This is a genomic window from Streptomyces dangxiongensis, assembly GCF_003675325.1.
Taxonomy (GTDB): Bacteria; Actinomycetota; Actinomycetes; order Streptomycetales; family Streptomycetaceae; genus Streptomyces; species Streptomyces dangxiongensis.
Genome location: NZ_CP033073.1, coordinates 1,882,156 through 1,905,706, shown reverse-complemented (window position 1 = coordinate 1,905,706; position 23,551 = coordinate 1,882,156). Strand labels below are relative to the sequence as shown.

The 23,551-nt window shown below is 72.2% G+C and carries 21 protein-coding genes, 2 pseudogenes and 1 riboswitch; of the genes and pseudogenes, 10 read left to right on the top strand and 13 right to left on the bottom strand.

Going from position 1 to position 23,551, the window contains the following annotated elements; all coding sequences use genetic code 11:
* Window positions 1-36 precede the first annotated feature (36 nt).
* Window positions 37-924 carry a YihY/virulence factor BrkB family protein gene (locus D9753_RS08410; protein ID WP_121786439.1) on the bottom strand — a complete coding sequence of 296 codons (888 nt, stop codon included), beginning with the start codon at window positions 922-924 and terminating at the stop codon, window positions 37-39.
* 359 nt (window positions 925-1,283) lie between these two features.
* On the opposite strand from D9753_RS08410, the gene D9753_RS08405 reads away from it, so the two are divergent.
* The 6 genes and pseudogenes from D9753_RS08405 (at window position 1,284) to D9753_RS08380 (ending at window position 6,472) form a co-directional block, all read left to right on the top strand.
* On the top strand, window positions 1,284-1,562 hold the full coding sequence (locus D9753_RS08405; protein WP_240468084.1) for a hypothetical protein: 279 nt from the start codon (window positions 1,284-1,286) through the stop codon (window positions 1,560-1,562).
* 12 nt (window positions 1,563-1,574) lie between these two features.
* Entirely contained in the window at window positions 1,575-2,471 is an 897-nt protein-coding gene (locus tag D9753_RS08400; protein WP_240468083.1) for a DUF2637 domain-containing protein, read from the top strand.
* A 71-nt stretch (window positions 2,472-2,542) separates the two neighbouring features.
* Window positions 2,543-2,725: a hypothetical protein gene (locus D9753_RS08395; RefSeq protein ID WP_121786437.1), complete on the top strand. Its 183-nt coding sequence runs from the start codon at window positions 2,543-2,545 to the stop codon at window positions 2,723-2,725.
* Window positions 2,722-2,934, top strand: coding sequence for a hypothetical protein (locus D9753_RS08390; protein ID WP_121786436.1), 213 nt, complete (start codon window positions 2,722-2,724; stop codon window positions 2,932-2,934). Before D9753_RS08395 ends, D9753_RS08390 begins: the two co-directional genes overlap by 4 nt.
* Before the next feature lie 173 nt (window positions 2,935-3,107).
* Window positions 3,108-4,694 (top strand): annotated as a pseudogene (locus D9753_RS08385) (FMN-binding glutamate synthase family protein).
* Window positions 4,695-4,708: 14 nt separating this feature from the next.
* Window positions 4,709-6,472, top strand: a complete 1,764-nt coding sequence (locus tag D9753_RS08380; protein WP_121786435.1) for a thiamine pyrophosphate-dependent enzyme — start codon at window positions 4,709-4,711, stop codon at window positions 6,470-6,472.
* 64 nt (window positions 6,473-6,536) lie between these two features.
* Here the strand turns inward: D9753_RS08380 and D9753_RS08375 are convergent, their stop codons facing one another.
* The 5 genes from D9753_RS08375 to D9753_RS08355 are packed head-to-tail and all read right to left on the bottom strand — an operon-like array spanning window position 6,537 to window position 11,349.
* Window positions 6,537-6,746 (bottom strand): DUF397 domain-containing protein, encoded by a 210-nt coding sequence (locus tag D9753_RS08375; protein WP_121786434.1) that lies wholly within the window; start codon window positions 6,744-6,746, stop codon window positions 6,537-6,539.
* Window positions 6,728-7,570, bottom strand: coding sequence for a helix-turn-helix domain-containing protein (locus tag D9753_RS08370; RefSeq protein ID WP_121786433.1), 843 nt, complete (start codon window positions 7,568-7,570; stop codon window positions 6,728-6,730). Before D9753_RS08370 ends, D9753_RS08375 begins: the two co-directional genes overlap by 19 nt.
* Window positions 7,571-7,630: 60 nt before the next feature.
* Window positions 7,631-9,121 carry an MFS transporter gene (locus tag D9753_RS08365; RefSeq protein ID WP_121786432.1) on the bottom strand — a complete coding sequence of 497 codons (1,491 nt, stop codon included), beginning with the start codon at window positions 9,119-9,121 and terminating at the stop codon, window positions 7,631-7,633.
* A 23-nt stretch (window positions 9,122-9,144) separates the two neighbouring features.
* Window positions 9,145-9,813, bottom strand: a complete 669-nt coding sequence (locus D9753_RS08360) for an HAD family hydrolase (RefSeq protein ID WP_121786431.1) — start codon at window positions 9,811-9,813, stop codon at window positions 9,145-9,147.
* Between the two features lie 60 nt (window positions 9,814-9,873).
* Window positions 9,874-11,349 (bottom strand): amidase, encoded by a 1,476-nt coding sequence (locus D9753_RS08355; RefSeq protein ID WP_163010655.1) that lies wholly within the window; start codon window positions 11,347-11,349, stop codon window positions 9,874-9,876.
* A 340-nt stretch (window positions 11,350-11,689) separates the two neighbouring features.
* On the opposite strand from D9753_RS08355, the gene D9753_RS08350 reads away from it, so the two are divergent.
* From D9753_RS08350 to D9753_RS08340, 3 genes are all read left to right on the top strand, one after another.
* Window positions 11,690-13,285 carry a hypothetical protein gene (locus D9753_RS08350; RefSeq protein ID WP_121786429.1) on the top strand — a complete coding sequence of 532 codons (1,596 nt, stop codon included), beginning with the start codon at window positions 11,690-11,692 and terminating at the stop codon, window positions 13,283-13,285.
* Window positions 13,286-13,356: 71 nt separating this feature from the next.
* Window positions 13,357-13,476, top strand: a riboswitch (cobalamin riboswitch).
* A 36-nt stretch (window positions 13,477-13,512) separates the two neighbouring features.
* The gene (locus D9753_RS08345; RefSeq protein WP_121786428.1) at window positions 13,513-13,734 is read left to right on the top strand and encodes a CbtB domain-containing protein; all 222 of its coding nucleotides are present in this window, start codon (window positions 13,513-13,515) and stop codon (window positions 13,732-13,734) included.
* A 21-nt stretch (window positions 13,735-13,755) separates the two neighbouring features.
* The gene (locus D9753_RS08340) at window positions 13,756-14,508 is read left to right on the top strand and encodes a CbtA family protein (RefSeq protein ID WP_121786427.1); all 753 of its coding nucleotides are present in this window, start codon (window positions 13,756-13,758) and stop codon (window positions 14,506-14,508) included.
* A gap of 105 nt (window positions 14,509-14,613) precedes the next feature.
* On the opposite strand, the gene D9753_RS08335 is transcribed toward D9753_RS08340, so the two are convergent.
* From D9753_RS08335 to D9753_RS08310, 7 genes and pseudogenes are all read right to left on the bottom strand, one after another.
* A complete protein-coding gene (locus tag D9753_RS08335; RefSeq protein WP_163010918.1) occupies window positions 14,614-15,195 on the bottom strand; it encodes a histidine phosphatase family protein in 582 nt (193 codons plus the stop codon).
* A gap of 105 nt (window positions 15,196-15,300) precedes the next feature.
* Window positions 15,301-15,447 (bottom strand): annotated as a pseudogene (locus D9753_RS39310) (potassium-transporting ATPase subunit KdpA); the annotation flags it as partial.
* 50 nt (window positions 15,448-15,497) lie between these two features.
* Window positions 15,498-15,602 (bottom strand): K(+)-transporting ATPase subunit F, encoded by a 105-nt coding sequence (gene kdpF / locus D9753_RS37770; protein ID WP_163010654.1) that lies wholly within the window; start codon window positions 15,600-15,602, stop codon window positions 15,498-15,500.
* A 296-nt stretch (window positions 15,603-15,898) separates the two neighbouring features.
* A complete protein-coding gene (gene meaB / locus D9753_RS08325) occupies window positions 15,899-16,903 on the bottom strand; it encodes a methylmalonyl Co-A mutase-associated GTPase MeaB (protein WP_121786424.1) in 1,005 nt (334 codons plus the stop codon).
* Window positions 16,904-16,908: 5 nt separating this feature from the next.
* Complete coding sequence (gene scpA, locus D9753_RS08320) at window positions 16,909-19,083, bottom strand: methylmalonyl-CoA mutase (RefSeq protein ID WP_121786423.1); 2,175 nt, start codon at window positions 19,081-19,083, stop codon at window positions 16,909-16,911.
* Entirely contained in the window at window positions 19,083-20,900 is a 1,818-nt protein-coding gene (locus D9753_RS08315; RefSeq protein WP_121786422.1) for a methylmalonyl-CoA mutase family protein, read from the bottom strand. Before D9753_RS08315 ends, scpA begins: the two co-directional genes overlap by 1 nt.
* Window positions 20,901-21,044: 144 nt before the next feature.
* A complete protein-coding gene (locus D9753_RS08310) occupies window positions 21,045-22,766 on the bottom strand; it encodes a hypothetical protein (protein ID WP_121786421.1) in 1,722 nt (573 codons plus the stop codon).
* A gap of 248 nt (window positions 22,767-23,014) precedes the next feature.
* Between D9753_RS08310 and D9753_RS08305 the strand changes: the two genes are divergently transcribed.
* Window positions 23,015-23,392: a cell division protein SepF gene (locus tag D9753_RS08305; protein WP_121786420.1), complete on the top strand. Its 378-nt coding sequence runs from the start codon at window positions 23,015-23,017 to the stop codon at window positions 23,390-23,392.
* Window positions 23,393-23,551 lie beyond the last annotated feature (159 nt).

Below are 23,551 nucleotides of genomic sequence, written 5' to 3'. Positions count from 1 at the left end.
CGACCGCCCGCGCGACCGAACCGAAGCTGCCCGGGGTTACGCGCGGTCGGCCGCAGGTACCGCAAGACCGGCCCGTTCGCCGTGCACGGGCTTCGCCAGCTCCGCGTTGAACTGGGCACCGATCAGAAGCGACAGGTTGGACAGCCACAGCCAGACCAGGAAGACCACGACGCCTGCCAGTGAACCGTACAGACGGTCGTAGGTGCTGACGTACGAGGTGTAGACGGCGAATCCGAGGGAGACGGCCAGCAGGAGCACCACCGCCAACGCGCCGCCGGGCGCCATGCTCCTGACGGGGCGGGAGGACGCCGGGCCCGCGCGGTAGAGGACGAGCACCAGGGCTACGGCGACCGCGGCCACGACCGGCCACCGCAGCGTGTCCCAGGCGGTCTGCGGCCCGGTCCCCGGACTCAGCGCCCTGCCCAGACGCCGGGCCAGGCTGCCGGTGAGCAACAACGCGAGGGTCGACGTGGCGAGCAGGGAGATCAGGACGAGGGCCGTGGCGACGATGCGCGGAGCGGTGCGCCAGACCGGCCGGTCCGCGTCGATCCGGTGCATCGCGTACAACGCCCGGCGGAAGACGCTCAGATAGCTGCACCCCGACCACAGGGCCCCCGTTCCGCCGACGAAAATCAGCGTCCAGGCCGCCGACGACTGTTCGGCCATCTGCCGCAGGGCGCCGCGCAGCAGAGCGCGGGACGCGTACGGGGCGGCCTGTGTCACGCGGTCGATGACCTCCGGCTTGGCCGTGGGCATGGTCAGACCCAGGATCGAGAGGATCACCAGCAGCAACGGGAACAGGGCCAGCACCGCGTAATAGGTCAGCGCGGCGGCCCAGTCCGTGACGTCGTCGTTCCAGACGACCACCGGCGTCCGTCGCAGTGCCGCCCACCACCGAGCCGTGTGACCGTCCTCATCATCCATGCCGCGGATTTTCTCATCCTCCGCCCTCGGACAGTCGTCGAGCACTACGGTGCGACGCCACCCGGCCGCCTGTGCCGGGCCACCGCACCTCCTGGTACCTGCTGCCCCGCCGCGAGCCGGTCATGTGCTGGAAGAACCCTCGATCACCACCCGTACGTGATTTCTGCAGGGACGTCAGCGCGGTGGGCCTTGACGAATGGCGGGGCGGCGATGCGCCGCGTGGCTCCTGCTGCGCCCGCTTGTCTTTATTAATACAGATTCCTATAGGTCCAGACGATACCTGATCCAGGTGCTAGTCCGGCTAATGTGTCACCCGTTCGCCCCCGCATCCATCATCGAATGGCGGCGTTATCTGCAACATGACGAAGGCAACCGGAGGACGGGCACTCGAAGTCACCGCAGGGTGGTCGTACTCGACTGTACGGCGACCCGCACGGCTGGGCTCCTACATGTATCTGCCTGCCCCCAACATGGCCGGGTCCAGCAAGGGGGTGCTGGTGAAGGGCGGCCTCCCCGTCACGCTCGAGGTCATCGAGGCGACTCTTCAGGAATTCATGGACGCCATGAGTTCCCTGGAGTCGGACATGTCGAGACGTTGGCCGAGTCCGGAAACCGGGTCGCGCGTGCCGGCGGAATGACCGGGCGGCGCCATGTACGGTGAGCATATGGGACTTTATCCGGAGCCCCCCGTCGAATATCCCGACGGATATCAAGACAACCGGGGACGGCATCGGGCGTCCGCCGACGATTTTCACTCGCACCTTACTCCTCCTGATTCGAACTGGGACCCCGCGGAAGAGCTGGCCTTCATGCTGCGGGACGCCATCGAGCAGCAGCCGATGATCCCGACGGCCCGTCAGGAGGACTGTCTCGCCGGTACGGGTCCGATGCCCCCTGACGAAACGTTCGTGGACGTCACGGCGGAACCGCTGCCGATGAGATCCGCTCCCCGGGGCCACCGGAAGGTACGGGTACGGCAGCGCCCGAACAAGATCCGGATCGCCACCCGCTTCATCGCCGCACTGGTGACGGCCATCGCGTCTGCCGTGAGTATCTTCGGCGGCCTGATCGCCTACGATCCGCTGCGGTTGGTGGCAGTGTCGCGGATGCAGAGCAGTGCGGTCTCCTGGTGGCCTCTTCTGGTGTTCGGTCCCTGGCTGGTGGCGTCGCTGTCCATTCTCCGGGCAGCGCTGCATCAGCGTCGGGCCTTGCATTCCTGGTCCATGCTCCTCGTCTTCTCGGCCATCGCCATGGCGCTGTGCATCGCGCAAGCCCCGAGAAACGTCATCGGCATCGCGGCCGCCGCCCTGCCGTGTTTCGCCTCGCTGGCCTGCTTCCAGCAGGTGGTGCGGCAGATCACCCTGACGAGGCCGCCCCGGCGGACGCTGCCCCGGCACCGGCTGGGGCTTGCCGGGGCGCGTGCCGCGGAGGCGCCGGACGGACGACTGCCGCCGGGCGGTACGTCGTCGGCATACGGTGACCTCGCCAGGGACCATCAGCGCCTCGGCGAGCCCCGCGCCTTCGGGCGGACCGGCGACATCCTGTGAACCCGCCCCGGCACACCACGGCATCACCGGCCGAGCCGGCCACCGCCCGAGAACAGCCGAGGGCTCCATCGATGACGAGATCCACCACTCCGGGCCGGACGGTCTCCGGCGCCCGCTCCACCGGTGGCCGGACCTTCCGGGGTGAGCCGTCCACGGCCGGCACCGGCCGCGGGCTCATCCCGGACACCTCCGGCAGCGGGCACCCGCACGACGAAGAGCCGTGGGCCGGACCGCGCGTCAGGAAGACCGAGTGAACAGTTCTGTCACGGTGCTCCCGCCCCTCCCCGACGTCGCACGGCTCCTGCCACGCCAGCAGATGGCCATGGACTGCGCCGTCTGCGCCCGGCCGCTCGGAGCGAGCGGCCGGGTGCTGGCCGAGGTGCGGCACCTGGGTCTGCCGTTCCGGCTCTGGGTCTGTGTGCGGGGCTGTCCGGCGTCCCGGCCGGCCTTCCTGGCGATCTAGCCTCCCGGGGCGTGATCACCGCTGCGCCCTCGCGTCCGTCCGGACACGGCACCTGGCGGCGTCTTCCGCGCGGCTCGTCCGCCGCGTCGCCACCGCGTGCGCCATGCCGCGCCTTGCAGGTTTCTTGACGAAACCGCAGGACTGGAAGGGCGGCGCACGGCAATGAGCGAGGGGTGACTCGTATGGCAATCGTGGCCCTGATCCTGGCCGCCGGCATGGCGGCGGCCGTCGCGGCGGTCGGTCTGTCCCCCTGGTGGTGCGTGGCCGCCGTACCGCTCGTCCTGCTCGGTCTGCTGGGTGTGGCGGACCTGGTGCAGCGTCGGCACTCGGTGCTGCGCAACTATCCCGTTCTGGGACACGCCCGCTTCCTCCTGGAGCGGATCCGCCCGGAGTTGCAGCAGTACTTCGTCGAGCGGAACTTCGACGGGCGCCCCTTCGACCGGGACGTCCGCACCATCGTGTACGAGCGGGCGAAAGGCACGGACGCCGAGCAGCCGTACGGCACGGAACAGGACGTGTACCAGCCCGGCTACGAGTTCCTGGTGCCGTCGATGGCTCCGTGCCCGGTGCCGAAGACGCCTCCGAGGGTGCGGATCGGCGGCCCCGACTGCCGCCGTCCCTACGACATGGCGCTGCTGAACGTGTCGGCGATGAAGTTTCGGTTCACTGTCGGGCAACGCCGTCCTCGCCCTCAACGGCGGCGCGGCGGCCGGGGGCTTCGCCCACGACACCGGCGAGGGCGGCCTGTCGGAGTACCACCTGCGGCCGGGCGGGGACCTGGTCTGGGAGATAGGCACCGGCTACTTCGGCTGCCGTACCGAGGACGGAAATTTCGACCCCGCCGAATTCGCGGACAAGGCCGCGCACGAGCACGTCAAGTGCGTGTCCCTGAAGCTCTCTCCCAGGGCGCCAAGCCGGGCATCGGCGGCGTCCTGCCCGGCGCGAAGGTCAACGCCGAGATAGCGGAGGTACGGGGCGTGCCCGAGGGGCGGACGGTGATCTCTCCGCCGTACCACCGGGTGTTCTCCACCCCGCGCGAACTCGTCCGCTTCATCGCCCGGATGCGGGAGCTGTCCGGTGGCAAGCCCGCCGGATTCAAACTGTGCGTGGGCTCGCGCCGGCAGTTCCTGGCCGTGTGCAAGGCCATGCTGGAGGAGGGCACCACGCCCGACTTCATCGTCGTGGACGGAGGCGAGGGCGGCACCGGAGCCGCGCCCCTGGAGTTCGCCGACCACATGGGAACGCCCCTGACCGAGGGCCTGCTCACCGTGCACAACGCCCTCGTCGGCGCCGGCCTGCGCGACCACATCAGGATCGGGGCGAGCGGCAAGATCGCCACGGGTACCGACCTGGTCAAACGCCTGGTGCAGGGAGCCGACTACGGCAACGCGGCGCGGGCGATGATGTTCGCCGTCGGCTGCATCCAGGCCCAGCGCTGCCACACGAACACCTGCCCCACCGGTGTGACGACCCAGGACCCCCACCGCGCCCGCGCCCTCGACGTGCGGGACAAGACACCGCGCGTCCAGCGCTTCCAGGAGGCGACCGTGGCCGGCGCCCTCCAGCTCATGGCGTCCATGGGCGTCACCGACCCCGCCGGCCTGCGCCCGCACATGCTCCGCCGGCGCATCGACCCGTACACCGAGCGCTCCTACGAGGAACTGTACGAGTGGCTCGAACCCGGGCAGTTGCTCGCTGAACCGCCTGCCGCCTGGGCGGCCGACTGGCAGGCCGCCGACCCCGACCGATTCACCGTCTGAACTGGAGGACCCAAGTGGCCCGTACCGTCGCCCGCGTGATCGTGGACGCACTGAGCGAACTCGGTGTGCGCCAGGTGTTCGGCGTGGTGGGAGACGCGCTCAATCCCCTGACGGACGCCATCCGCACCACCGAGGACCTGGAGTGGGTGGGCTGCCGGCACGAGGAGGCGGCGGCGTTCGCCGCGAGCGCCCAGTCGCAGCTCTCGGGCACCCTCGGTGTCTGCATGGGCACGGTCGGACCCGGTTCCGTCCACCTGCTCAACGGGCTGTACGACGCGGCCAAGAGCCACACCCCCGTCCTGGCGATCGCCGGCCAGGTACCGCTTCCCGAACTCGGCACCGACTACTTCCAGGAAGTCGACAACGACGCCCTCTTCAGCGACGTGGCCGTCTTCCGCGCGACCATCACCTCACCCGACCAACTGCCGCAGATGCTCGAGACGGCGGTCCGCCACGCCCTGGGCCGCAAGGGGGTCGCCGTCCTCACCGTCCCCGGTGACCTGGGCGAACGCGAACTGGACACGGACCGCCCGGCCAGGTTCTCCCTCAACGCTCCGCTCAGCCGGCCGGAGGAGTCCGCCGTGCGCCGGGCCGCCGAAGTCCTGGACGGCTCGGAACGGGTCACGCTGCTCGTCGGACGGGGCGCGCGCGGCGCGCGCGAGGACGTGCTGACCCTCGCCGACCGGCTCGCCGCGCCGATGGTGCTCACCCTCAAGGCCAAGGAGGGCTTCGAGGGCGACACCAACCCGTTCCAGGTCGGCCAGACCGGACTGATCGGCAACCCGGCCGCCGCGTCGGCCCTGAACGACGCGGACACCCTGCTGCTCCTGGGAACCGACTTCCCCTACCGGGACTGGTATCCGGAGGGGAAGACCGTCATCCAGGTGGACACCGAGGCGGCCCACATCGGGCGGCGCGTACCGGTCGACATCGGTCTGGTCGGCGACACCGGCGTGACCGTCCGGGACCTGCTCACCCACCTCGCCGCCCCGCCCGCCGACACGGACGGCGCGCGGGACCGCTCGCACCTCGACAAGGCACGGGAGCGTTTCCAGCAGTGGAGTGAGAGCCAGGCCCGACTGGCCGACCCGGCGCACGACAAGCGCCTGATCGGACGCATCCGCTCCTCGCTCGACAACCGCACCCACGACATCCGGCCGGAGGCGCTGGCGGCCGTGGTGGACCGGCTGGCCGACGACGACACCGTCTTCACCTCCGACACCGGCATGGCGACGGTGTGGCTCTCGCGTTTCGTCGAGATGCGCGGTCAGCGGCAGCTCATCGGTTCCTACAACCTCGGCTCGATGGCCAACGCGATGCCCCAGGCGCTGGGCGCCCAGTGCCTGGACCGTGAGCGGCAGGTCGTGGCCTTCTGCGGGGACGGCGGGCTGAGCATGCTCCTCGGCGACCTCATGACACTCAAGACGCACAACCTCCCCGTGAAGCTCGTCGTCTTCGACAACCGCCGCCTGGGCATGGTCAAGCTGGAACAGGAACAGGCCGGGCTCCCCGAGTTCGGCACCGTCCTGGACAACCCTGACTTCGCCGCCGTCGCCACGGCCATGGGCATCCCCGGCATCCGCGTGACCGACCCGGCCGAGCTGGAGAAGGCCGTACGCCAGGCCTTCGACACCCCTGGGCCCGTCCTGCTCGACGTGCTCACCAACCCGGACGAGATCGCGGTGCCGGCCAAGCCGACGGTCGAGCAGGGCTGGGGGTACGCCATGGCCAAGGTCAAGGAGATCGTACGCAGCCAAGGGGACGACAGCACGCTCTGAGACAGGGTTCCTCTGGGGCGCGGTGCCGGGTCACCGCGCCCCCGGGTGGCGTCGAGGTTCAGCGTCAGTAGCCGAGACGATTGTTCCTGACGGCCGCGACGAAGGAGGTCCAGCCGTCGGCCGGGAACATGAGCACCGGCCCGTGGGCAACCTTGCTGTCCCGCACCGGCACGACGGCGCCGAAGTCGTCGGAGACCTCGATGCACGCGCCGCCGTCCGAGTTGCTGTAGGAACTCTTGCGCCAGGTCAGGGCACTCACGTCGATGGTTCGCACGGTACTTCCTCCAACATGCGCAGGACGAACTTCCGCGACTCGGCTGGGGACAGCGCCAGGTCACGCACTGCATCGTAAGCGCCTTGCAGTTTCTCAACTGCCGTGCTGTCCTCGATCAGTTCGCCTCGGTGCGCGTTCTCCGTGTATGCCACGGTACGTCCATCAGGCAACCGCAGAAACCACACGTCAGTGCTATCAAGACCGTACGGGCCCGCACTGAACGGCAGTACCTGGACCACGAAGTTCGGCCGTCCCGCCACCTCGGCCAAGTGCTGCAACTGCCCGCGCCACGCGTCCGCGTCCAGCAGCGCCATACGGAGCACCGCCTCGGAGAGGATCGTCCGAAACCGCGGAGTATCCTCTCCCTCCAGCAACTCGCGCCGCCCCATCCGGGCTTCGATCTGCTGCTCCAGTTCCCGCCCCTTCAGCCCACCCGCCGCCAGCACCTCCCGCGCGTACCCCGGCGTCTGCAACAGCCCCGGCAGGACGCTCACCGCGAAGTGCCACAGGCTCACCGCCTTGGCCTCCAGCGCCATGTACCGCCGGTACCGCTCGCGGAACTGCGTGTGGTCCCCGGCGGCCAACTCCCACAGCGCGAGCAGCAGTCCCGGTGTGCCGTAGTGCGTGTCGAGGGCCTGGACGACCTCGGGGCTGCCGAGCGTCTCGCCCTTCTCCATCTTGCCGAACAGGGACCAGTCCCAGCCCAGCCGCTCCCCGAGTTGTCGCAGGCTCGTCCCGCTGCCGGTCCGCAGGGTCCGCAGTTCCTCGGCGAAGCGCTGACGTGGTTCCTGGCTGCGGCCGGTGACGACGCGTCGCTGCGACATACGGCTGACTCCCCTCGGGCCCGAGCGCAGTTTCGTAACGCTCCGGCTACACAGCGTAGTTCACGCTGTGGGTGGGCGGCTGCCGCGGTGGGCTGCCGCCGCGGAGAGGACCGACAGGGCGGCCGACGCGCAGAGCATCCATCGGAGTGCGTGGGCCGCCGACCCGGCCGTGGCCCCGGACGTGTCGGACAGGGAGAGGTAGAGGCCGCCCAGGGTCGCGACGCCCAGCGCCCCGCACAGTTGCGCGTTGGTGCTGATGACTCCGGACAGGTCGGCGGCGTAGTCGTCCGGGAGGGTGAACGTCATCTGGCCGATCAGGGAGTTGGAGCTGATGCCCAGGCCCAGTCCGCCGATGCCCAGCAGCAGGAACAGGACGGGTCCGGAGCGGTGCCCGGTGACCAGGTAGCACCACACGGCGGTGTAGCCGGCGGCGAGGACCAGGCAGCCGAGCGCGGGCATCGCCGGCCGGTGGCGTTCGGGTGCGGCGGCGAGCAGCGGGCCGGCCAGGCCGAAGGCCGCCACCCAGGTGACCATCGCCAGCCCGGCGTAGGCGGGCCCGTGCCCCAGGCCGTCCTGGAGGTAGACCGCCAGGACGAACAGCAGGGCGAAGTAGGTCATGGTGGTGACGCCGTGGGCGGCGAGCAGCCACCGGACGGCAGGCTCGCGGACCACCTCCTCGGCGATCAGCGGCCGGCCGCCCCGCGCGGCGAGCCGGCGCTGGCCGCGCCGGAAGGCCAGCGCCACCGGCACGCTCGCGGCCAGGCAGACCCAGGTCCAGGCGGGCCAGCCCTGGTCGGTGCCGAGGAGCAGCGGGACGATCAGCAGCAGGACCGCGGCGGACAGCAGGAGCATGCCGCGGGCGTCCACGTCGTCCCAGCCGCCGGTCCTCTTCTCGGCCGGCATGCAGCGCCGTGCCGCCCAGCCGAGCAGGATGCCGACCGGCACGTTGATCAGGAAGATGGGGCGCCAGCCCGTACCGAACAGGTCGGCGGCGATCAGCACGCCGCCCAGGGCCTGGCCGGCCACCGCGCCTCCGGAGAGCGCGATCGCGTAGTAGCCCAGCGCCTTCATCCGCTCCCGGCCGGCGAAGTGCGTCTGGATGCCGCTGAGCACCTGGGGCACCATCAGCGCCGCGCCGGCCCCTTGCGCGACGCGCGCGGCGATCAGCACGAGCGCGCCCGGGGCCAGCGCGCAGGCCAGCGAGGCGACGGTGAAGAGAGCCATCCCGGCCAGGAAGACACGGCGGTGGCCGTGGCTGGCGCCGAGCCGCGCGCCGGTGACGAGCAGTACCGCGTAGGCCACCACGTAACCGGAGATCACCAGGCCGGTCTCCCCGCCGGAGGCGTGGAGGTCGCCGCGGATGGCCGGTGCGGCGATGTTGGCGATCGCGGTGTCGATGTTGGCCATGAACTGGGCCGCGAGCAGCACCGCAAGGAGCCGCCAGCGGTGGGCGGCCGGCAGGGCCGGCGCACCGCTCCCCCCGGGGGGCACCGGATCGTCCGTCCGCGCCGGCGCGGGGGAACGGTCCGGGTCGGCGTCCTTGCTTCGCATGGTGGGTCCGTCCGTGGAGTGGATCAGGCGGCGAACAGCCGCGGCATGCTGATGTCGGCGAGGTCGGGCGCGACGAGGTCCGCGGCGCCCAGCGCCTCGGCGGCGTGCGTGGTGGTCAGCGCGACGCACCTGAGCCCGGCCGCCTTGGCCGCGGCGATTCCCGCGGGCGCGTCCTCGAACGCCACCGCCTGTGCCGGGGAGACGCCCAGCGCGGCACACCCGGCGAGGAAGCCCTCGGGGTCCGGTTTGCCCCGGCGCACGTCCTCGGCGGTGATCAGCGCGGTGAACAGGCCCGCGCCGCCCACGTGGTCGAGCAGCGCGCGGGCGTGCTCGCGCAGCCCGGAGGTGACCACGGCCATCGGCACCCCCTCGGCGTGCAGCTTCTTCACCAGCACCTCGGCGCCCGGTACCGGGAAGGGCGGCGGGATGTCGGGGCCGTCGAGGTATCCGACGGCCTCCTCGAACAGGTCGGGGACGGAACCGCCCGGGAAGCGGTGCACATGGTCGGCCAGCGCCTCCTGGCCACGGCGGCCGACGAAGGTGGCCAGCAGGGCGTCGTCGACCTCCAGCCCGTGCGCACGGAACAGCCGGGTCCACGCGGCACGGCTGCGGTGCTCGGTGGCCACCAGCGTGCCGTCGAGATCGAAGAGTGCGGCGCGGACCGGCTCAGCGCCGGAGGGGTGTGCGGTCATCGGTGTCAACCATCCTTGTCCCTGGGGGGCGGGTGTGGGGCCCAGTGGCCGGGCGGGACGTCACCGGGCGGTGAGCCCCGGGTCGAACTGCTGGTACAGGTGCTGCCAGTCGAGGTGCTCCTGGCAGGCGGCGGCACCGCGGACGACGGCCGCGTCGTTGTGCCGGCGGGCCGCGAGCTGCATGCCGACGGGGACGCCGTTGGCCGCCCGGCCCACCGGGACGGTGGCCGCGGGGCTGCCGATCAGGTTGTACGGGCTCGTCATGGACCAGCCGACGAACGGGTCGGTGTCCTGGCCGTTGACCTGACGGGGGCCGACGGTGGTGCGCGTGGTGTCGTTGGGGATGCCCGCCACGCAGTTCACCGGGCTGACGATCAGGTCGTAGCCGTCGAAGACGTCCTCGAACGCGTCCAGCACCTGGGTGCGCACGAGGTCGCCCAGGCGGAAGTCCACCGCGCTCAGCGCGGCACCGGTCCGGACACTGTCCAGATAGCCCGGGTCCACGACGCGGCCCTGCTCGCCCAGCAGGTCGATGCCCTGCCGCAGGCTGATCTCGGCGGACTCCGCGTGGGCCATCGACAGGTAGCGGCGCCACATCCGGGTCAGCTCGGCGGCGGGGAGCGGCAGCCGGAAGTCCACCTCCACGATCTCGGCGCCGGCCTCTTCGAGGGCGGGCAGCGCGGCCCGCACCAGCGCCACGACCTCCGGCTCGACCGGGTATCCGCCGAGGTCGGGCGTGTAGGCGACCCGCATCCCGGCCAGTGACGGCGAGAGCGCCGCCGCCAGCGGCTCACCCACCGGGAAGGAGTACGGGTCCCGGGGGTGCGGGCCCGACATCAGGTCGAGTCCCAGGACGGCGTCGTCCACGGTCCTGGCCAGCGGTGCGTAGCAGACCATCGGGTTGAGACGGCGGAACGCGTTGGGCCGGGCCGGCACCGCCACCCGTCCGAAGGTCGTCATCATGGTGAACACACCGCAGAAGGCTCCGGGTACGCGCAGCGAACCGCCCGCGTCCGAGCCCTGCGCCAGCGGGACCATGCCCGTCGCGACCGCCGCCGCGCTCCCGCCGGAGGAGCCGCCCGCGTTCATCGTCAGGTTGAACGGCGTGGACGCCGGCCCCAGCAGGGAGCTGTCCGTCGTCGCCTTGAACCCGAACTCCGGCGTGTTCGTCTTGCCGACCACGATGGCGCCGGCATCGGTCAACCGCTCGACGCACAGGATCGTATCCTGTGCGACCTCCTCCGCGAAGATCTTCGAACCACGCGTGACGCGCACGCCCGCGACGGGATCCAGGTCCTTCACGCCGATGGGCACCCCGTGCAGCGGACCCAGCTCGGCCCCGGACAGCACGGCCTGTTCCGCTTCCTTGGCTGCGGCGAGCGCCTGGTCGGCGCAGACCGTGACGAACGCGTTGACCGCGGGGTTGAGCCGCTCGATGCGGTCCAGGGAGTTCTGCACCACCTCCACCGGTGACACGGTCCGGGAACGAACAAGCTCGGCGAGCTGGAGCGCCGTCAGCGCCTCGAAATCGCTCATCACTCTTTCCTTCCTCGACAACACCGGCATCCGTGGACCGGCGTACCAGTAGCCGCCCAGCCGGGTGGGACTTGGTACGGACTAAAACACCGCGGCGTCGCAGAGGGTTGCGTGATCGGTGGCCGCGTACCCCCACCGAACAGCCCGTGACGACTGTTTTCGGCCGGACACGCGCCGATCGGCGGAAGCCGGACACCGATCGTGAGGAACGATGCGCGCTGCGAAGTCATGGCCGGTCGGGTGCGGCGGTACTACGGTGACCCCTCAAGTGACGCCCCGACCGTGTCCGAGGGGGAAGCGGTCCGCTCGCCGGGGGCGTCCGGGGCCGAGGGGAGCCACCGTGCAGGTGCTGTATGCCGTCGCGTTCGATGTCCAGGACGCCCGGTGCGCCCGGCGGCCCGGACACGTGTACGAGCGTCTCCGTGACCATCTCGCCGCATGGCTCGGTGACCGCGGCCGGTTACCGGCGCCGTACCCCGCGGATCTCGACCGCGCCGGGCGGGCGGTGATCACCGGCAGGATTCCCGGGCAGGGCGAACGGCGGGTGAGCTGGTCCGTGGCGGGCGACGAGCGTGCCCGCGCCCTGCGGATGGCCATTCACCAGCCGCTGTCGGACGGCCCGGCACAGTTCGTCACCCGCGTCACGGTCTCCGGGACGGAGGACGGCGCCGGGGGACTCCGGGTCGTCATGGGCAGGGAGATCCCCGACGGCTGGATCGCGCCGGTGCAGAACCCGCGGCTCAGGCGTCCCCATCTGCTGCGTGCGGTGCTCGCGGACGGCGAACTCGATGTGCGGGTGCTCGGCCAGCGCGCCACCGGGCGGTACGAGCGGATCCGGGAGCACGGGCACGCGGCGGTCCTGCTGGAGTCGCTCGCGCTGAGCACGCGCCTGCCCATCCTTCTCATGCACCCCCGGGACCAGGCGGCGTGGACGACGGCGGCCGACGCCTCGGGGCAACTCGCCGGACTGGCCCAGGTCGTGACGCTGAACTACGTCACCGCGCAGGCCGTCCGCCGGGTCCACGAACAGGTGGCCGTGCCGAGCGGCGGGGCACGGCTGGTCTGGCCCAACCTCGGCCTGGAGCATCCCGCCTACTCCCGCGAGCAGGTGTCCCAGCCGTCCTTCGTGAGCAGACGGCTGATGCCCTCGCTCGCCCACCTCTCCGTCATCGCCCGGGGCAGCGACACGGCGTGGGAGCGGGCGCGGCAGGCCTCCTACCGGGCCGGGGCGCGCAGAGCGGCGGAACGGCTGTCGCGCGCCCAGGCCGCCGGCGACACGACCGCCGAACTCCAGGCGCTGAAGGAACGCGCGCGGCAGCTCGAGGAGGACACCAGGTCGTGGGAGGACATGGCCCAGAGCTGTATGGAGGAACGCGACAAGGCGCAGTCCGAGGCCGCCGCGGCCGAGGCGCTGCGCCAGGACCGGGACTACTGGAAGAAGCTGTACCTGGAACAGTCCAGGGGCGGGACCGGGCAGGCGGCCGAGCCGGACGTCTGGCACCGGATCCCGGTCCTGGGCACGGACGCCGTACCCACCTTCGAGGCTCTCGCCAGGACGTCGGAGGAACGCCTCGTGTTCACGGTGCGGGCGGCGCGGGCGTGGAAGGCCTCCCAGTACCCGTATCCCGAGGAGATGACCGACCAGCTCATCGCCCTCGCCCAGGCCGCGATGGACCTGTACACCAAGCCCGGCAAGCGGCCCAGGCTCGACCAGTGGTTCTACGACCACCACGGGCTGAGGTTCGCGAACAGCGACGAGAAGCTCAGCAAGAACAAGGACAAGCGCTACTTCACGTTCGAGCACAAGCGCCGGGACGGGCTGCCGCACATCAAGGTCCGGGACGCCGTGTCGCCGAGCGAGGCCGGGCGGATCTACTTCGCGCTGGACCCCGAGGGCAAGCGGCTGATCGTCAACCATGTGGGGCTGCACCTGTGACCGGCCGCGCCGCCCGGCCGTACGCCCGACGGGCGTGCGCCCTTGGCCGGGCAGGCGCCGCGCGGTACGGTCTGTCCGATATCGACGACGGTCGACGGAAGCCGGTGCAAGTCCGGCACGGTCGCGCCACTGTATGCGAGAGCCTCCGGGTGTTCGTGAGTCAGACCCGTGGCCGTCGTCCTGTGCACCACCGAGATGGGACGCGAACTCCCAGAGGAGGTCCTGCCATGGCGCAGACCGTCGCTCCGCCGACAGCCACCACCCCCGCCGTACCGGCCAAGCTGCCACTGAAGGCCATCGCTCCGTGGGCGGTCTTCTTCGGCATCCTCATGCTCGTCCTGCTGTACTTCGTCGGCGCCGAACAGGGCGCCACCTCCGTGCTCAACGGCACGGACGTCCACGAGTGGGTGCACGACGCCCGCCACCTGCTCGGCTTCCCCTGCCACTGACGCGAGGGACGCCCCACACCCATGAACTCCGCAACAGTGAGGAACCTCCTCGTGCGGGGCATGCTCGCCGGTCTGGCCGCCGGCGTGCTCGCCCTGGTCGTCGCCTACTTCCTCGGTGAGCCGAGCGTCGACAGGGCGATCGGCTTCGAGGACGCCCACTCCCACGCGCACGAGACGGAGGTCGTCTCGCGCTCCGTGCAGTCCACCGCCGGCCTCGCCACCGGTGTCCTCGTCTACGGGGTCGCGTTCGGCGGCATCGCCGCACTCGCCTTCTGCTTCGCGCTCGGCCGCGTCGGCCGCTTCTCCCCGCGGGCGACCGCGCTGCTGCTGTCGGGCTCCGCGCTGCTCGTCGTGTACGTCGTCCCGTTCCTGAAGTACCCGGCCAGCCCGCCCTCGGTCGGCGACCCCGGCACCATCGGCGAACGGACCGGCCTGTACTTCCTGATGATGCTGCTCAGCGTGCTCCTCGCGGTCGCCGCCACCCTTGTGGGCAAGCGGCTCGCACCCCGGCTGGGCACCTGGTACGCCACCGTCGCCGCGGTGGCCGCCTTCGCCCTCGTGACGGCAGTGGCCTATGCCTTCCTGCCGGTCGTCGACGAGGTGCCGAAGGACTTCCCGGCCGCCCTGCTGTGGCGGTTCCGTCTCTCCGCGCTGGCCGTCCAGGCCGTCCTGTGGGCCGGATTCGGCCTGCTCTTCGGCGAGTTCGCCGAACGGCTGCTGCACCCGAGGCGCGTACGGTCCGGCGCCGGGCGACCGGTTCCCGCGCCGCACTGAACCACCAGGGACGCGAGGGGGCCTTTCGGATCCGTCCGAGGGGCCCTCTCGGCGTTCGCGTGACCGTCCGGTGCCCTCTCGGCGTTCCCGGGACAGCGGCCGGTGTCAGTGGGCGGACGTGCTCCCCAGCGGGTGGCCGAGCCGCAGGTTCCAGCGTCCGGACCGGCCGGTGACCTCCGTCGCCGTGAGCGGCGGCACGTCGAGGCGCCAGAACGCGGCGGCGGGCACGTGCAGGACGTGCACCACCACCGCGCGGACGACCTCCGGCTCCACCACGGCCACCGTCCGGCCCCCGGCGTGGCCGCACCGCTCCAGCCACCGTGCGACGCGCTCGCACAGGTCCCGTACCGAGGTGCCGCCGTGCGGTGCCGCGTCCGGATCGGCCAGCCAGCGGGCCAGCGCCGCCGGTTCGGCGCCGCCGACGTCCGCCAGCGCCCGGCCCCGCCACCGGCCCACGTCCAGTCCGGCGAGTTCCGCCGTCCCGGTGGCGTCGAGACCGAGCGCCGAGGCCGTCTCCCGGCAGCGCGTGCTGGGGGAGGCGAGGACCTGCCCGGCGGCGGGCACGTGACCCGCCGCCGCCATGGCCCGCGCCACGCCCGCGTCGTCGAGCGAGTCACCGTCGTCGAAACGGGCCCGCCGCAGGGAGGGGGTCGTCGCGGGTGCGATCAGGGTGACACGGGTGGTCACGGGGTCGGTCCTCCTGTCGTTCACGTACGCCTTGCCTGACCGTCGTCCGAGCGGCCCCGGCGGCCCGTCCGCGTGCGGGCCGCCGGGGGCCGTCGTCACCGCGCGCAGATACGCGGGCCAGGTCATCTCGGCGTCGGGGTCGGCACCGATGCCCCGGTAGATCCACGTCTCCACCCGCAGATGCCGCCGCGAGGAGCAGACCCGGGCCATACCGGTGCCGAGGGGGATGTGGATGAGCGCCAACGCGCCCATGAGGGCGAGCAGTTGGAGCACGCCTGCCGTTACGGGGCCCATGTCCGCGCTCAGAACCTCTCCGGGAAGAGCAGGGCGAGGACGAGGTGGCCCAGCAGGGCGACGGCAACGATCAGGCCGACTCCCGTCTCGACGTGGGACGCGTCGACGGTCACAGTCTCGTCACCCCCGGGCGACGAGTGCCACCAGCGCGAAGGCCGCGAGCACGGTGACGACGAAGGCCGCATCGGCCATCGCGGACTCCTGAAAGGTGAAGGGGCGGAAGGGGAACGGTGACAGCACACCACTCCCGTGGCCGGATACGACCGCCCCTTGACGGCCTCCATACGACGGTCCGCCCGCCCTTGACGGAACCCATACGCCGACCGACCGCCGGACCGCCCGGCCTGCCGGCGCGGGCCGGAGTCCGCCCGACCGGGACCCCGGCCGGCTGTGGGCCTCGCCTGCCGGGTCAGACGTCCGCGGGCGGAGCGGCGCGGTCCTCGAAGGTCGCGAGGATGCGTTCCGCGGCCAGGGTCGCCGTCAACCGGCCCTCCCGCACCTGCCGTTCGAGGCCGGGGGCGGTCGCGCGCACCGCCGGGTCGGCGTGCAGCCGGCCGAGCAGTTCGTCGCGGACCATCGCCCACGTCCACTCGACCTGCTGGTCCCGTCGTTTCGCGGCCAGCCGCCCGGTGGAGTCCAGCAGCGTACGGTGCTGCTCCAGCCGCTCCCACACCGTGTCCAGACCGGTGGCGTCCCGGGCGCTGCAGTGCAGCACCGGCGGCGTCCAGAACGCGTCCTTGCCGTGCATCAGCCGCAGCGCGCCCGCCAGCTCCCGGGCCGCGGCCCGCGCGTCGCGCTCGTGCGGGCCGTCCGCCTTGTTGACGGCGATGACGTCGGCCAGCTCCAGGACGCCCTTCTTGATGCCCTGCAACTGGTCGCCGGTGCGGGCCAGCGTCAGCAGCAGGAAGGAGTCGACCATGCCCGCGACCGCCGTCTCGGACTGGCCCACGCCGACGGTCTCCACGAGGATCACGTCGTAGCCGGCCGCCTCCATGACCACCATCGACTCCCGGGTGGCCTTGGCGACGCCGCCGAGCGTGCCCGCGCTGGGGGAGGGCCGGACGAAGGCGTCCGGGTCCACCGCGAGCCGCTCCATCCGGGTCTTGTCGCCGAGGATGGAGCCGCCGGTGCGGGTGGAGGACGGGTCGACGGCGAGGACGGCGACCCGGTGCCCCAGCGAGGTCAGCAGTGTGCCGAACGCGTCGATGAACGTCGACTTGCCCACCCCCGGCACCCCGCTCACCCCGATCCGCCGGGCCCGGCCGCTGTGCGGCAGCAGCTCGGTGAGGAGCTGCTGCGCCAGCGTCCGGTGCTGCGGGCGGGTGGACTCGACGAGCGTGATGGCACGGGCCACCACAGCCCGTTTCCCGTCGAGGACACCCTTCACATACGTGTCGAGGCCGATCGCTGCCATCGGCGCTACAGGGTGTGGCCGAGGCCGGCCGACAACTGCTGGACCAGGTCGTGGGCCGCGTCCGGGATCACCGTCCCGGGCGGGAACACGGCCGTGGCGCCCATCTCGAGCAGGGTCGGCACGTCCTGCGGCGGGATCACCCCGCCGACCACGATCATGATGTCTTCGCGGCCCTCCTCGGCGAGCTTCTCGCGCAGCGCCGGTACGAGGGTGAGGTGACCGGCGGCCAGCGAGGACACGCCGACCACGTGCACGTCCGCCTCCACCGCCTGCCGGGCGACCTCCTCCGGCGTCTGGAACAGCGGGCCGACGTCGACGTCGAAGCCGAGGTCGGCGAAGGCGGTCGCGATCACCTTCTGGCCGCGGTCGTGACCGTCCTGGCCCATCTTGGCGACCAGGATGCGCGGCCGGCGCCCCTCGGCCTCCTCGAAGGCCTCCACCAGGGCACGGGTGCGGTCCACGGACGGGGACTGGCCTGCTTCGTTGCGGTACACGCCGGAGATCGTACGGATCTGCCCCGCGTGCCGCCCGTACACCTTCTCCAGGGCGTCGGAGATCTCGCCCACGGTCGCCTTGGCGCGGGCCGCGCGCACGGCCAGCTCCAGCAGGTTCTCGCTGCCGTCGGCGGCCCGGGTGAGCGCGTCCAGGGCGTCCTGGCAGGCCTGTTCGTCCCGCTCCGCGCGCAGCCGCCGCAGCTTCTCGATCTGCTGGGTGCGCACGGAGGAGTTGTCGACCTTGAGGACGTCGATCTGCTCGTCGGTCTCGACGCGGTACTTGTTGACGCCGATCACCGGCTGCCGCCCGGAGTCGATGCGCGCCTGGGTGCGGGCCGCCGCCTCCTCCACGCGCAGCTTCGGGATGCCGGCGTCGATGGCCTGCGCCATGCCGCCGGCCTGCTCGACCTCCTGGATGTGCGCCCACGCCTTGCGCGCGAGGTCGTAGGTCAGCCGCTCCACGTAGGCGCTGCCGCCCCACGGGTCGATGACCCGGGTGGTGCCCGACTCCTGCTGGATGAGTAGCTGGGTGTTGCGGGCGATGCGCGCCGAGAAGTCGGTCGGCAGCGCCAGGGCCTCGTCGAGGGCGTTGGTGTGCAGCGACTGGGTGTGGCCCTGGGTGGCGGCCATCGCCTCCACGCACGTGCGCGTGACGTTGTTGAAGACGTCCTGGGCGGTCAGCGACCAGCCCGAGGTCTGCGAATGGGTGCGCAGCGAAAGGGATTTGGCGTTCTTCGGGTCGAACTGCGCGACCAGCTTGGCCCACAGCAGCCGCGCCGCCCGCAGCTTGGCGACCTCCATGAAGAAGTTCATGCCGATCGCCCAGAAGAACGACAGCCGGGGCGCGAACGCGTCCACGTCCAGGCCCGCCTCCCGCCCGGCACGCAGGTACTCCACGCCGTCGGCGAGGGTGTACGCCAGCTCCAGGTCGGCCGTCGCGCCCGCCTCCTGGATGTGGTAGCCGGAGATGGAGATGGAGTTGTAGCGGGGCATCCGCTGCGAGGTGTACGCGAAGATGTCGGAGATGATCCGCATCGACGGCTTCGGCGGATAGATGTAGGTGTTGCGGACCATGAACTCCTTGAGGATGTCGTTCTGGATGGTCCCGGCCAGCTTCTCGGGCGGTACGCCCTGTTCCTCCGCCGCCACGATGTACAGCGCCAGCACCGGCAGCACGGCACCGTTCATCGTCATCGACACGGTCATCCGGTCCAGCGGGATGCCGTCGAAAAGCTGACGCATGTCGAGAATCGAGTCGATGGCCACGCCCGCCATGCCGACGTCACCGGTCACGCGCGGGTGGTCGCTGTCGTACCCCCGGTGCGTGGGCAGGTCGAAGGCGACCGACAGGCCCTTCTGGCCCGCGGCCAGGTTGCGCCGGTAGAAGGCGTTGGACTCCTCGGCGGTGGAGAAGCCCGCGTACTGGCGGATCGTCCAGGGCTGGTTGACGTACATCGTCGGGTACGGGCCGCGCAGGTACGGCGCGATACCGGGGTACGTCCCGAGGAAGTCCAGGCCCTCCAGGTCGCGGCCGGTGTACAGCGGCTTGACCCCGATGCCCTCCGGGGTCTCCCACAGCGGCGGCGCGCCACCGGTGGCGTCTTCGACGGCCGCCCGCCACGCGTCGTCACCTGCGCCGGCGACCGGGGTCCCCAGCTCGATGCCGGAGAAGTCGGGGATTCCCATCAGGACACTCCCATGCGGTCGAGGGTCGCGGACAGCACGGTCACGGCGTCGCAGCCCGCGTGGACGTACGAGTCGATGCCGGCGTGGCCGGCCGGCCGGCCCGCCAGGGTGACGTGCCGGGCACCCGCCGCACGCAGCGACCGGGCGGTCTCGGCGGCCCGGTCGGCGTAGACGGTGTCGCTGGAGCACAGCACGGCCTCGCTCGCGCCGCTGTCCTCGAACCGGCCCTCGGTGACCGTTTCGATGCCGCCCGCCTGGAAGAGGTTGGCGGCGAAGGACGCGCGCGCGGTGTACTCGGCGGGCGAGCCGAGGGTGGCCAGGAAGATCCGGGGCCGGGCGCCGGTCGCCGCGAGATGGGCGTCGGAGCGGGCCCGCAGTTCCTCGTACGCCTCGTCGCGGCGCACCCGCGGCAGCCCGCCGGACGGCGGCTCGGGCGCGGGGGCGCGCTCCACCGGCTTCTCCGACAGCAGCGGGAACTCGCTGACCCCGGTGATGGGTTCACGCCGCTTGGCGAGCCGCTTGGAGCGCTCGGCCCAGGTCGTCGCCAGGTCGGTGCGCAGCCGGCCGGAGCGCAGCACGGCCGCCTGGCCACCGTCCCGCTCGACGGACCGGAAGAACGTCCAGGCGGCCTCGGCGAGTTCGTCCGTCAGCCGCTCGACGTACCAGGAACCGCCCGCCGGGTCGATGACCCGGGCCAGGTGCGATTCCTCGATCAGGATGGAGGAGGTGTTGCGGGCGATCCGCCGCGCGAACGCGTCCGGCAGCCCCAGCGCGTGGTCGAACGGCAGCACGGTCACGGAGTCGGCGCCGCCCACCCCCGCGGCGAGCGTCGCGACGGTCGTGCGGAGCATGTTCACCCACGGGTCCCGGCGGGACATCATCACCGGCGACGTCACCACGTGCTGCACCTGCGCGCCCGCGTCCGGCGCCCCGCACACCTCGGCGACCCGCGCCCACAGCCGGCGCGCGGCGCGCAGCTTGGCGATGGTCAGGAACTGGTCGGCGGTGGCCGCGTACCGGAACTCGAGCTGGCCGGCGGCCTGCTCGACGCCGAGCCCGGCCTCGGTCAGCTCCCGCAGGTAGGCCACGCCGGTGGCGAGCGAAGCTCCCAGCTCCTGCGCGGCCGAGCCGCCCGCCTCGTGGTACGGCAGCGCGTCCACGGTCAGCGCGCGCAGCCCCGAGTAGGAGTCGGCGCAGCGCGCGGCCAGCGCGGCGAACGGCGCGAAGTCCAGCGCGGTGCCGGTACGGGCCTCGTGGCCCAGCGGGTCGCCGCCCAGGTTGCCGCGCACGGCCTCCGGGGCGACCTCCCGGCGCGCGTACAGCCGCAGCAGCGCCTCCGCGGCCGCCCCGGTGTCGCGGCCCGCGTCCAGGACGACCGGCGCCAGGTCGAGGTAGACGCCGTCGAGGGCGCGGTCCAGCTCGGCGACGGGGATGCCGCCCTCACCGAGCACCAGCCAGAGGGAGGTACCGCCGTTCTCCAGGTCGGCGAGCACGGCGTGCGCCGAGCCGTCGCCGAGTGCCGCGTGCCGCTGCCGTACGTCCCAGCCGTTCGCGAGGGAGCCCTCGGGGCGGCTGCCCCGCACGAACGGGGAGAAGCCCGGCAGGCCGGGGTCGGGCGCGCTGTCGCGCGCGGTGTACAGGGGCCGGGTGCGCAGCCCGTCCTCCAACGTCGTGGACAGGGCGTCCTCAGCTGCCGCGCCGGCGACTTCCCCGCCCGACTTGCGCAGTACGCCCTCGACCAGGCGTTGCCACTGCTCATGTGTCGCGTCGGGGAACTCGGCGGCCAGTGAGAGCCCGTCGTCAGGCAGGACCGTCATGGCTGGATGCTAGGGCAGGCGGCGGAAGCGGGGGCGGCACACGGGCTGTGAGGTTTCTCCCCTTGCGGTGGTGACCGGCGTCGCTCCCGCCCGGGACGGGACGCGCCGCGGCCTCGGCGCGCCCGGCGCCGGCCGCGCGCCGGTTCAGCGGGGCGGGTGCCCGAGGCCCAGCTCCGCGCGCCGTACGTCCCGGGTGGACAGCGTCTGCGGGTCCGCCGTGAAGGCGCGCAGCCGCAGGCCGGCCCTTCTCTTCGACGACACCGTGAACGTGCCGGACGGGGCGCGCAGTTCGACGGTCGCCGTGCTGTGCGCGGCGATGGTGGCCGGGCCGCGCACCAGCGACCAGTAGCGGCTCATGCCCTGGCCGGTGGTCAGCATGTAGTGCGGGGTCAGCGCGTCACCGCCGGTGTTGGCGACCCGCAGGGTCAGCCGGGACACGGTGTACGGCGAGGTGCGCCGGGCCGCCGTGACGTCCATCCGCAACGGCGGTCTCCCCGTCACCGCCAGCGCCGCGCTCACCAGCGCGGGCGTCAGCAGCACGGCGACGACCGCGGCCAGGGCGGCCCGGCGGCGCGCACCGGCCGGCGTGCGGGGCCGGGGCTGCCAGGCGTGGGCGAACTCCGTCAGGGGCACGGTGACCGCCGCCGCCAGCCACAGCGGGGTCATCATCAGGTAGTAGCCGTCCTGCGACCGGGTCGCGAGGTAGAAGGCGCACCACGGCAGCACCGTCACGGCCGGCCCGAGCCGCCGCACGAACAGCACGGACAGCGCCAGCAGTGCCAGGGCGAGCAGTATGCCCGCGTGGCCGTACCAGTCGAGCCTGTCACTGCCGTGGGTGAAGTACAGCGAGACGCCCACCAGGCCCTGGCCGTGCAGCACCGCGCCCTGGGTCAGCGGCAGCGCGACGCCCCGCAGCCACGGCCCCGGCTCGCTCACGATGAAGTACGTGCTGATCAGCAGCCAGGTGAGCACCGCGGTACCGGCGATCCGCAGCACCACCCGCGCCGCCTCCCGCCCGCCCAGCTCGCCGCGGCGCACGGCGTAGACCCCGGCCAGCAGGAACGGCGTGACGAACCACGGCAACTGCTGGGCCGCGCACGCCGCGCCCAGACACACCGCCCGCGCCACACCGCCCGCGCCAAGCCGGCCGTACGCGCCGAGCCGGGGCCAGCGCACCACCACCGGGATCAGCAGGGCCATGCCGATGACCGCCGGATAGCCCTGACGGGCGTACGACGGCAGGAGACCGAACCCCAGGCAGACCATCGTCGCCGCCGAGCGCCACGGTGCCGGCAGCAGCCGCCACAGCGTCACCGCGCCCACGACCAGCGCCGCCGTGGCCGCCGCCGTCGCCGGGGCGCCCGCGTGGCCCAGCCACAGCAGCGGCACGGTGAGCAGCGGGGCCAGCGGGGGATAGCCGTACGTGAAGTCGTACCCGCCGTCGGTCGTCGGGGTGAGCGCGACACCCGGGCCGTGGAACAGCCAGGGCCAGGGCTGTCCGTACACGGCGTGGCCGCCGGCCAGCTCCCGCGCCGCCTGTGCGGTGAGGACCGCCTCGTCGCCGCCGGCGTGGTTCAGCGCCCACGCGCACAGCGTGAGGGTCACCGCGGTCACCAGCACCACCAGGTCCAGGCGGGCCAGCGAACGCGTCCGGCGGACCGTCAGGGTGAGCACCCCGGTCACCAGGATCGCGGCGTAGCAGACCGAGATGACCCCCGCGAGGACCAGCCGGTGCGTGGCCGCCTGGGTCCACACCGACCGCGTGCCGATGAACAGGCTCACGTCGGCGAGCAGTGTCAGCACACGGTGCCACTGCGCGGGACCGTCCGGGGCTTCCGTGCGCACGGCCCGCGGAGCGGGTGCCACCTGTTGTCTTTCTGCCAAGTGCACGGCACCGAACGCTAGCGGTCGCCGGTGAGCGGGGCACGGAGGCCGGTGAAGAGTCGGGTATGAGCCCGGTAAGAACCGGGCGTATGCCCACATCTGACGCGAGACGGGGCCCGGATCGGCGGCCGGGCCGGTCGCGGACCGTGTCGCTGTTGGGCCGAACAGGTGACTTGGCGTAAGAATTGGCTGGTGCACGGATCGCAAGCGAGTCAGGTCAGGGGGAGCCGGTGAGCCGTTACGACGTCACCGATGAGCAGTGGGAGGGGCTCGCCCAGGTCGTGCCACTGCGGGGCCGGGACGCCTGGCCCTCCGCGGTGAGCCACCGCTCACTGCCCGACGCCGAGACCGAGACGCGGCGCCGGTTCGTGGTCCTGCGTGTCAACGTCTTCGCGGACGCCCGCGAAGTCGCGGAGACGCTGATGGCGGGATCGCCGGTCCTGCTCGACCTGTCCGGCGCGGAGGGGGACGTCGCCAAGCGCGTCCTCGACTTCAGCACGGGCGTCGTCTTCGGGCTGGGCAGCGGCATGCACCGCGTCGACCGCAACGTGTTCCTGCTCACCCCGCCCGGCACGGAGGTCAGCGGCCTGATGGAAGGCGCCGGCTGACACCCGGCCGCCGGGCTCGGCCGTCGCCCATGGGCCCCGGCCCACCGGAACCCCCGGGGTGAGCCTGCCGCCTACGGGCCCCGGTCCGCCGGAACTCCGGTCGTGGGGCGGGTGCCGCCTCCGTCCCGGTCCGCCGGTACTCCCAGGGTCCGCCACTTA

Coding starts and splice junctions, on each gene's coding strand:
- D9753_RS08410 (WP_121786439.1), bottom strand. CDS start 924: ATGGATGATGAGGACGGTCACACGGCTCGGTGGTGGGCGGCACTGCGA.
- D9753_RS08405 (WP_240468084.1), top strand. CDS start 1,284: ATGACGAAGGCAACCGGAGGACGGGCACTCGAAGTCACCGCAGGGTGG.
- D9753_RS08400 (WP_240468083.1), top strand. CDS start 1,575: ATGTACGGTGAGCATATGGGACTTTATCCGGAGCCCCCCGTCGAATAT.
- D9753_RS08395 (WP_121786437.1), top strand. CDS start 2,543: ATGACGAGATCCACCACTCCGGGCCGGACGGTCTCCGGCGCCCGCTCC.
- D9753_RS08370 (WP_121786433.1), bottom strand. CDS start 7,570: ATGTCGCAGCGACGCGTCGTCACCGGCCGCAGCCAGGAACCACGTCAG.
- D9753_RS08365 (WP_121786432.1), bottom strand. CDS start 9,121: ATGCGAAGCAAGGACGCCGACCCGGACCGTTCCCCCGCGCCGGCGCGG.
- D9753_RS08360 (WP_121786431.1), bottom strand. CDS start 9,813: ATGACCGCACACCCCTCCGGCGCTGAGCCGGTCCGCGCCGCACTCTTC.
- D9753_RS08355 (WP_163010655.1), bottom strand. CDS start 11,349: ATGAGCGATTTCGAGGCGCTGACGGCGCTCCAGCTCGCCGAGCTTGTT.
- D9753_RS08345 (WP_121786428.1), top strand. CDS start 13,513: ATGGCGCAGACCGTCGCTCCGCCGACAGCCACCACCCCCGCCGTACCG.
- D9753_RS08340 (WP_121786427.1), top strand. CDS start 13,756: ATGAACTCCGCAACAGTGAGGAACCTCCTCGTGCGGGGCATGCTCGCC.
- meaB (WP_121786424.1), bottom strand. CDS start 16,903: ATGGCAGCGATCGGCCTCGACACGTATGTGAAGGGTGTCCTCGACGGG.
- scpA (WP_121786423.1), bottom strand. CDS start 19,083: ATGGGAATCCCCGACTTCTCCGGCATCGAGCTGGGGACCCCGGTCGCC.
- D9753_RS08315 (WP_121786422.1), bottom strand. CDS start 20,900: ATGACGGTCCTGCCTGACGACGGGCTCTCACTGGCCGCCGAGTTCCCC.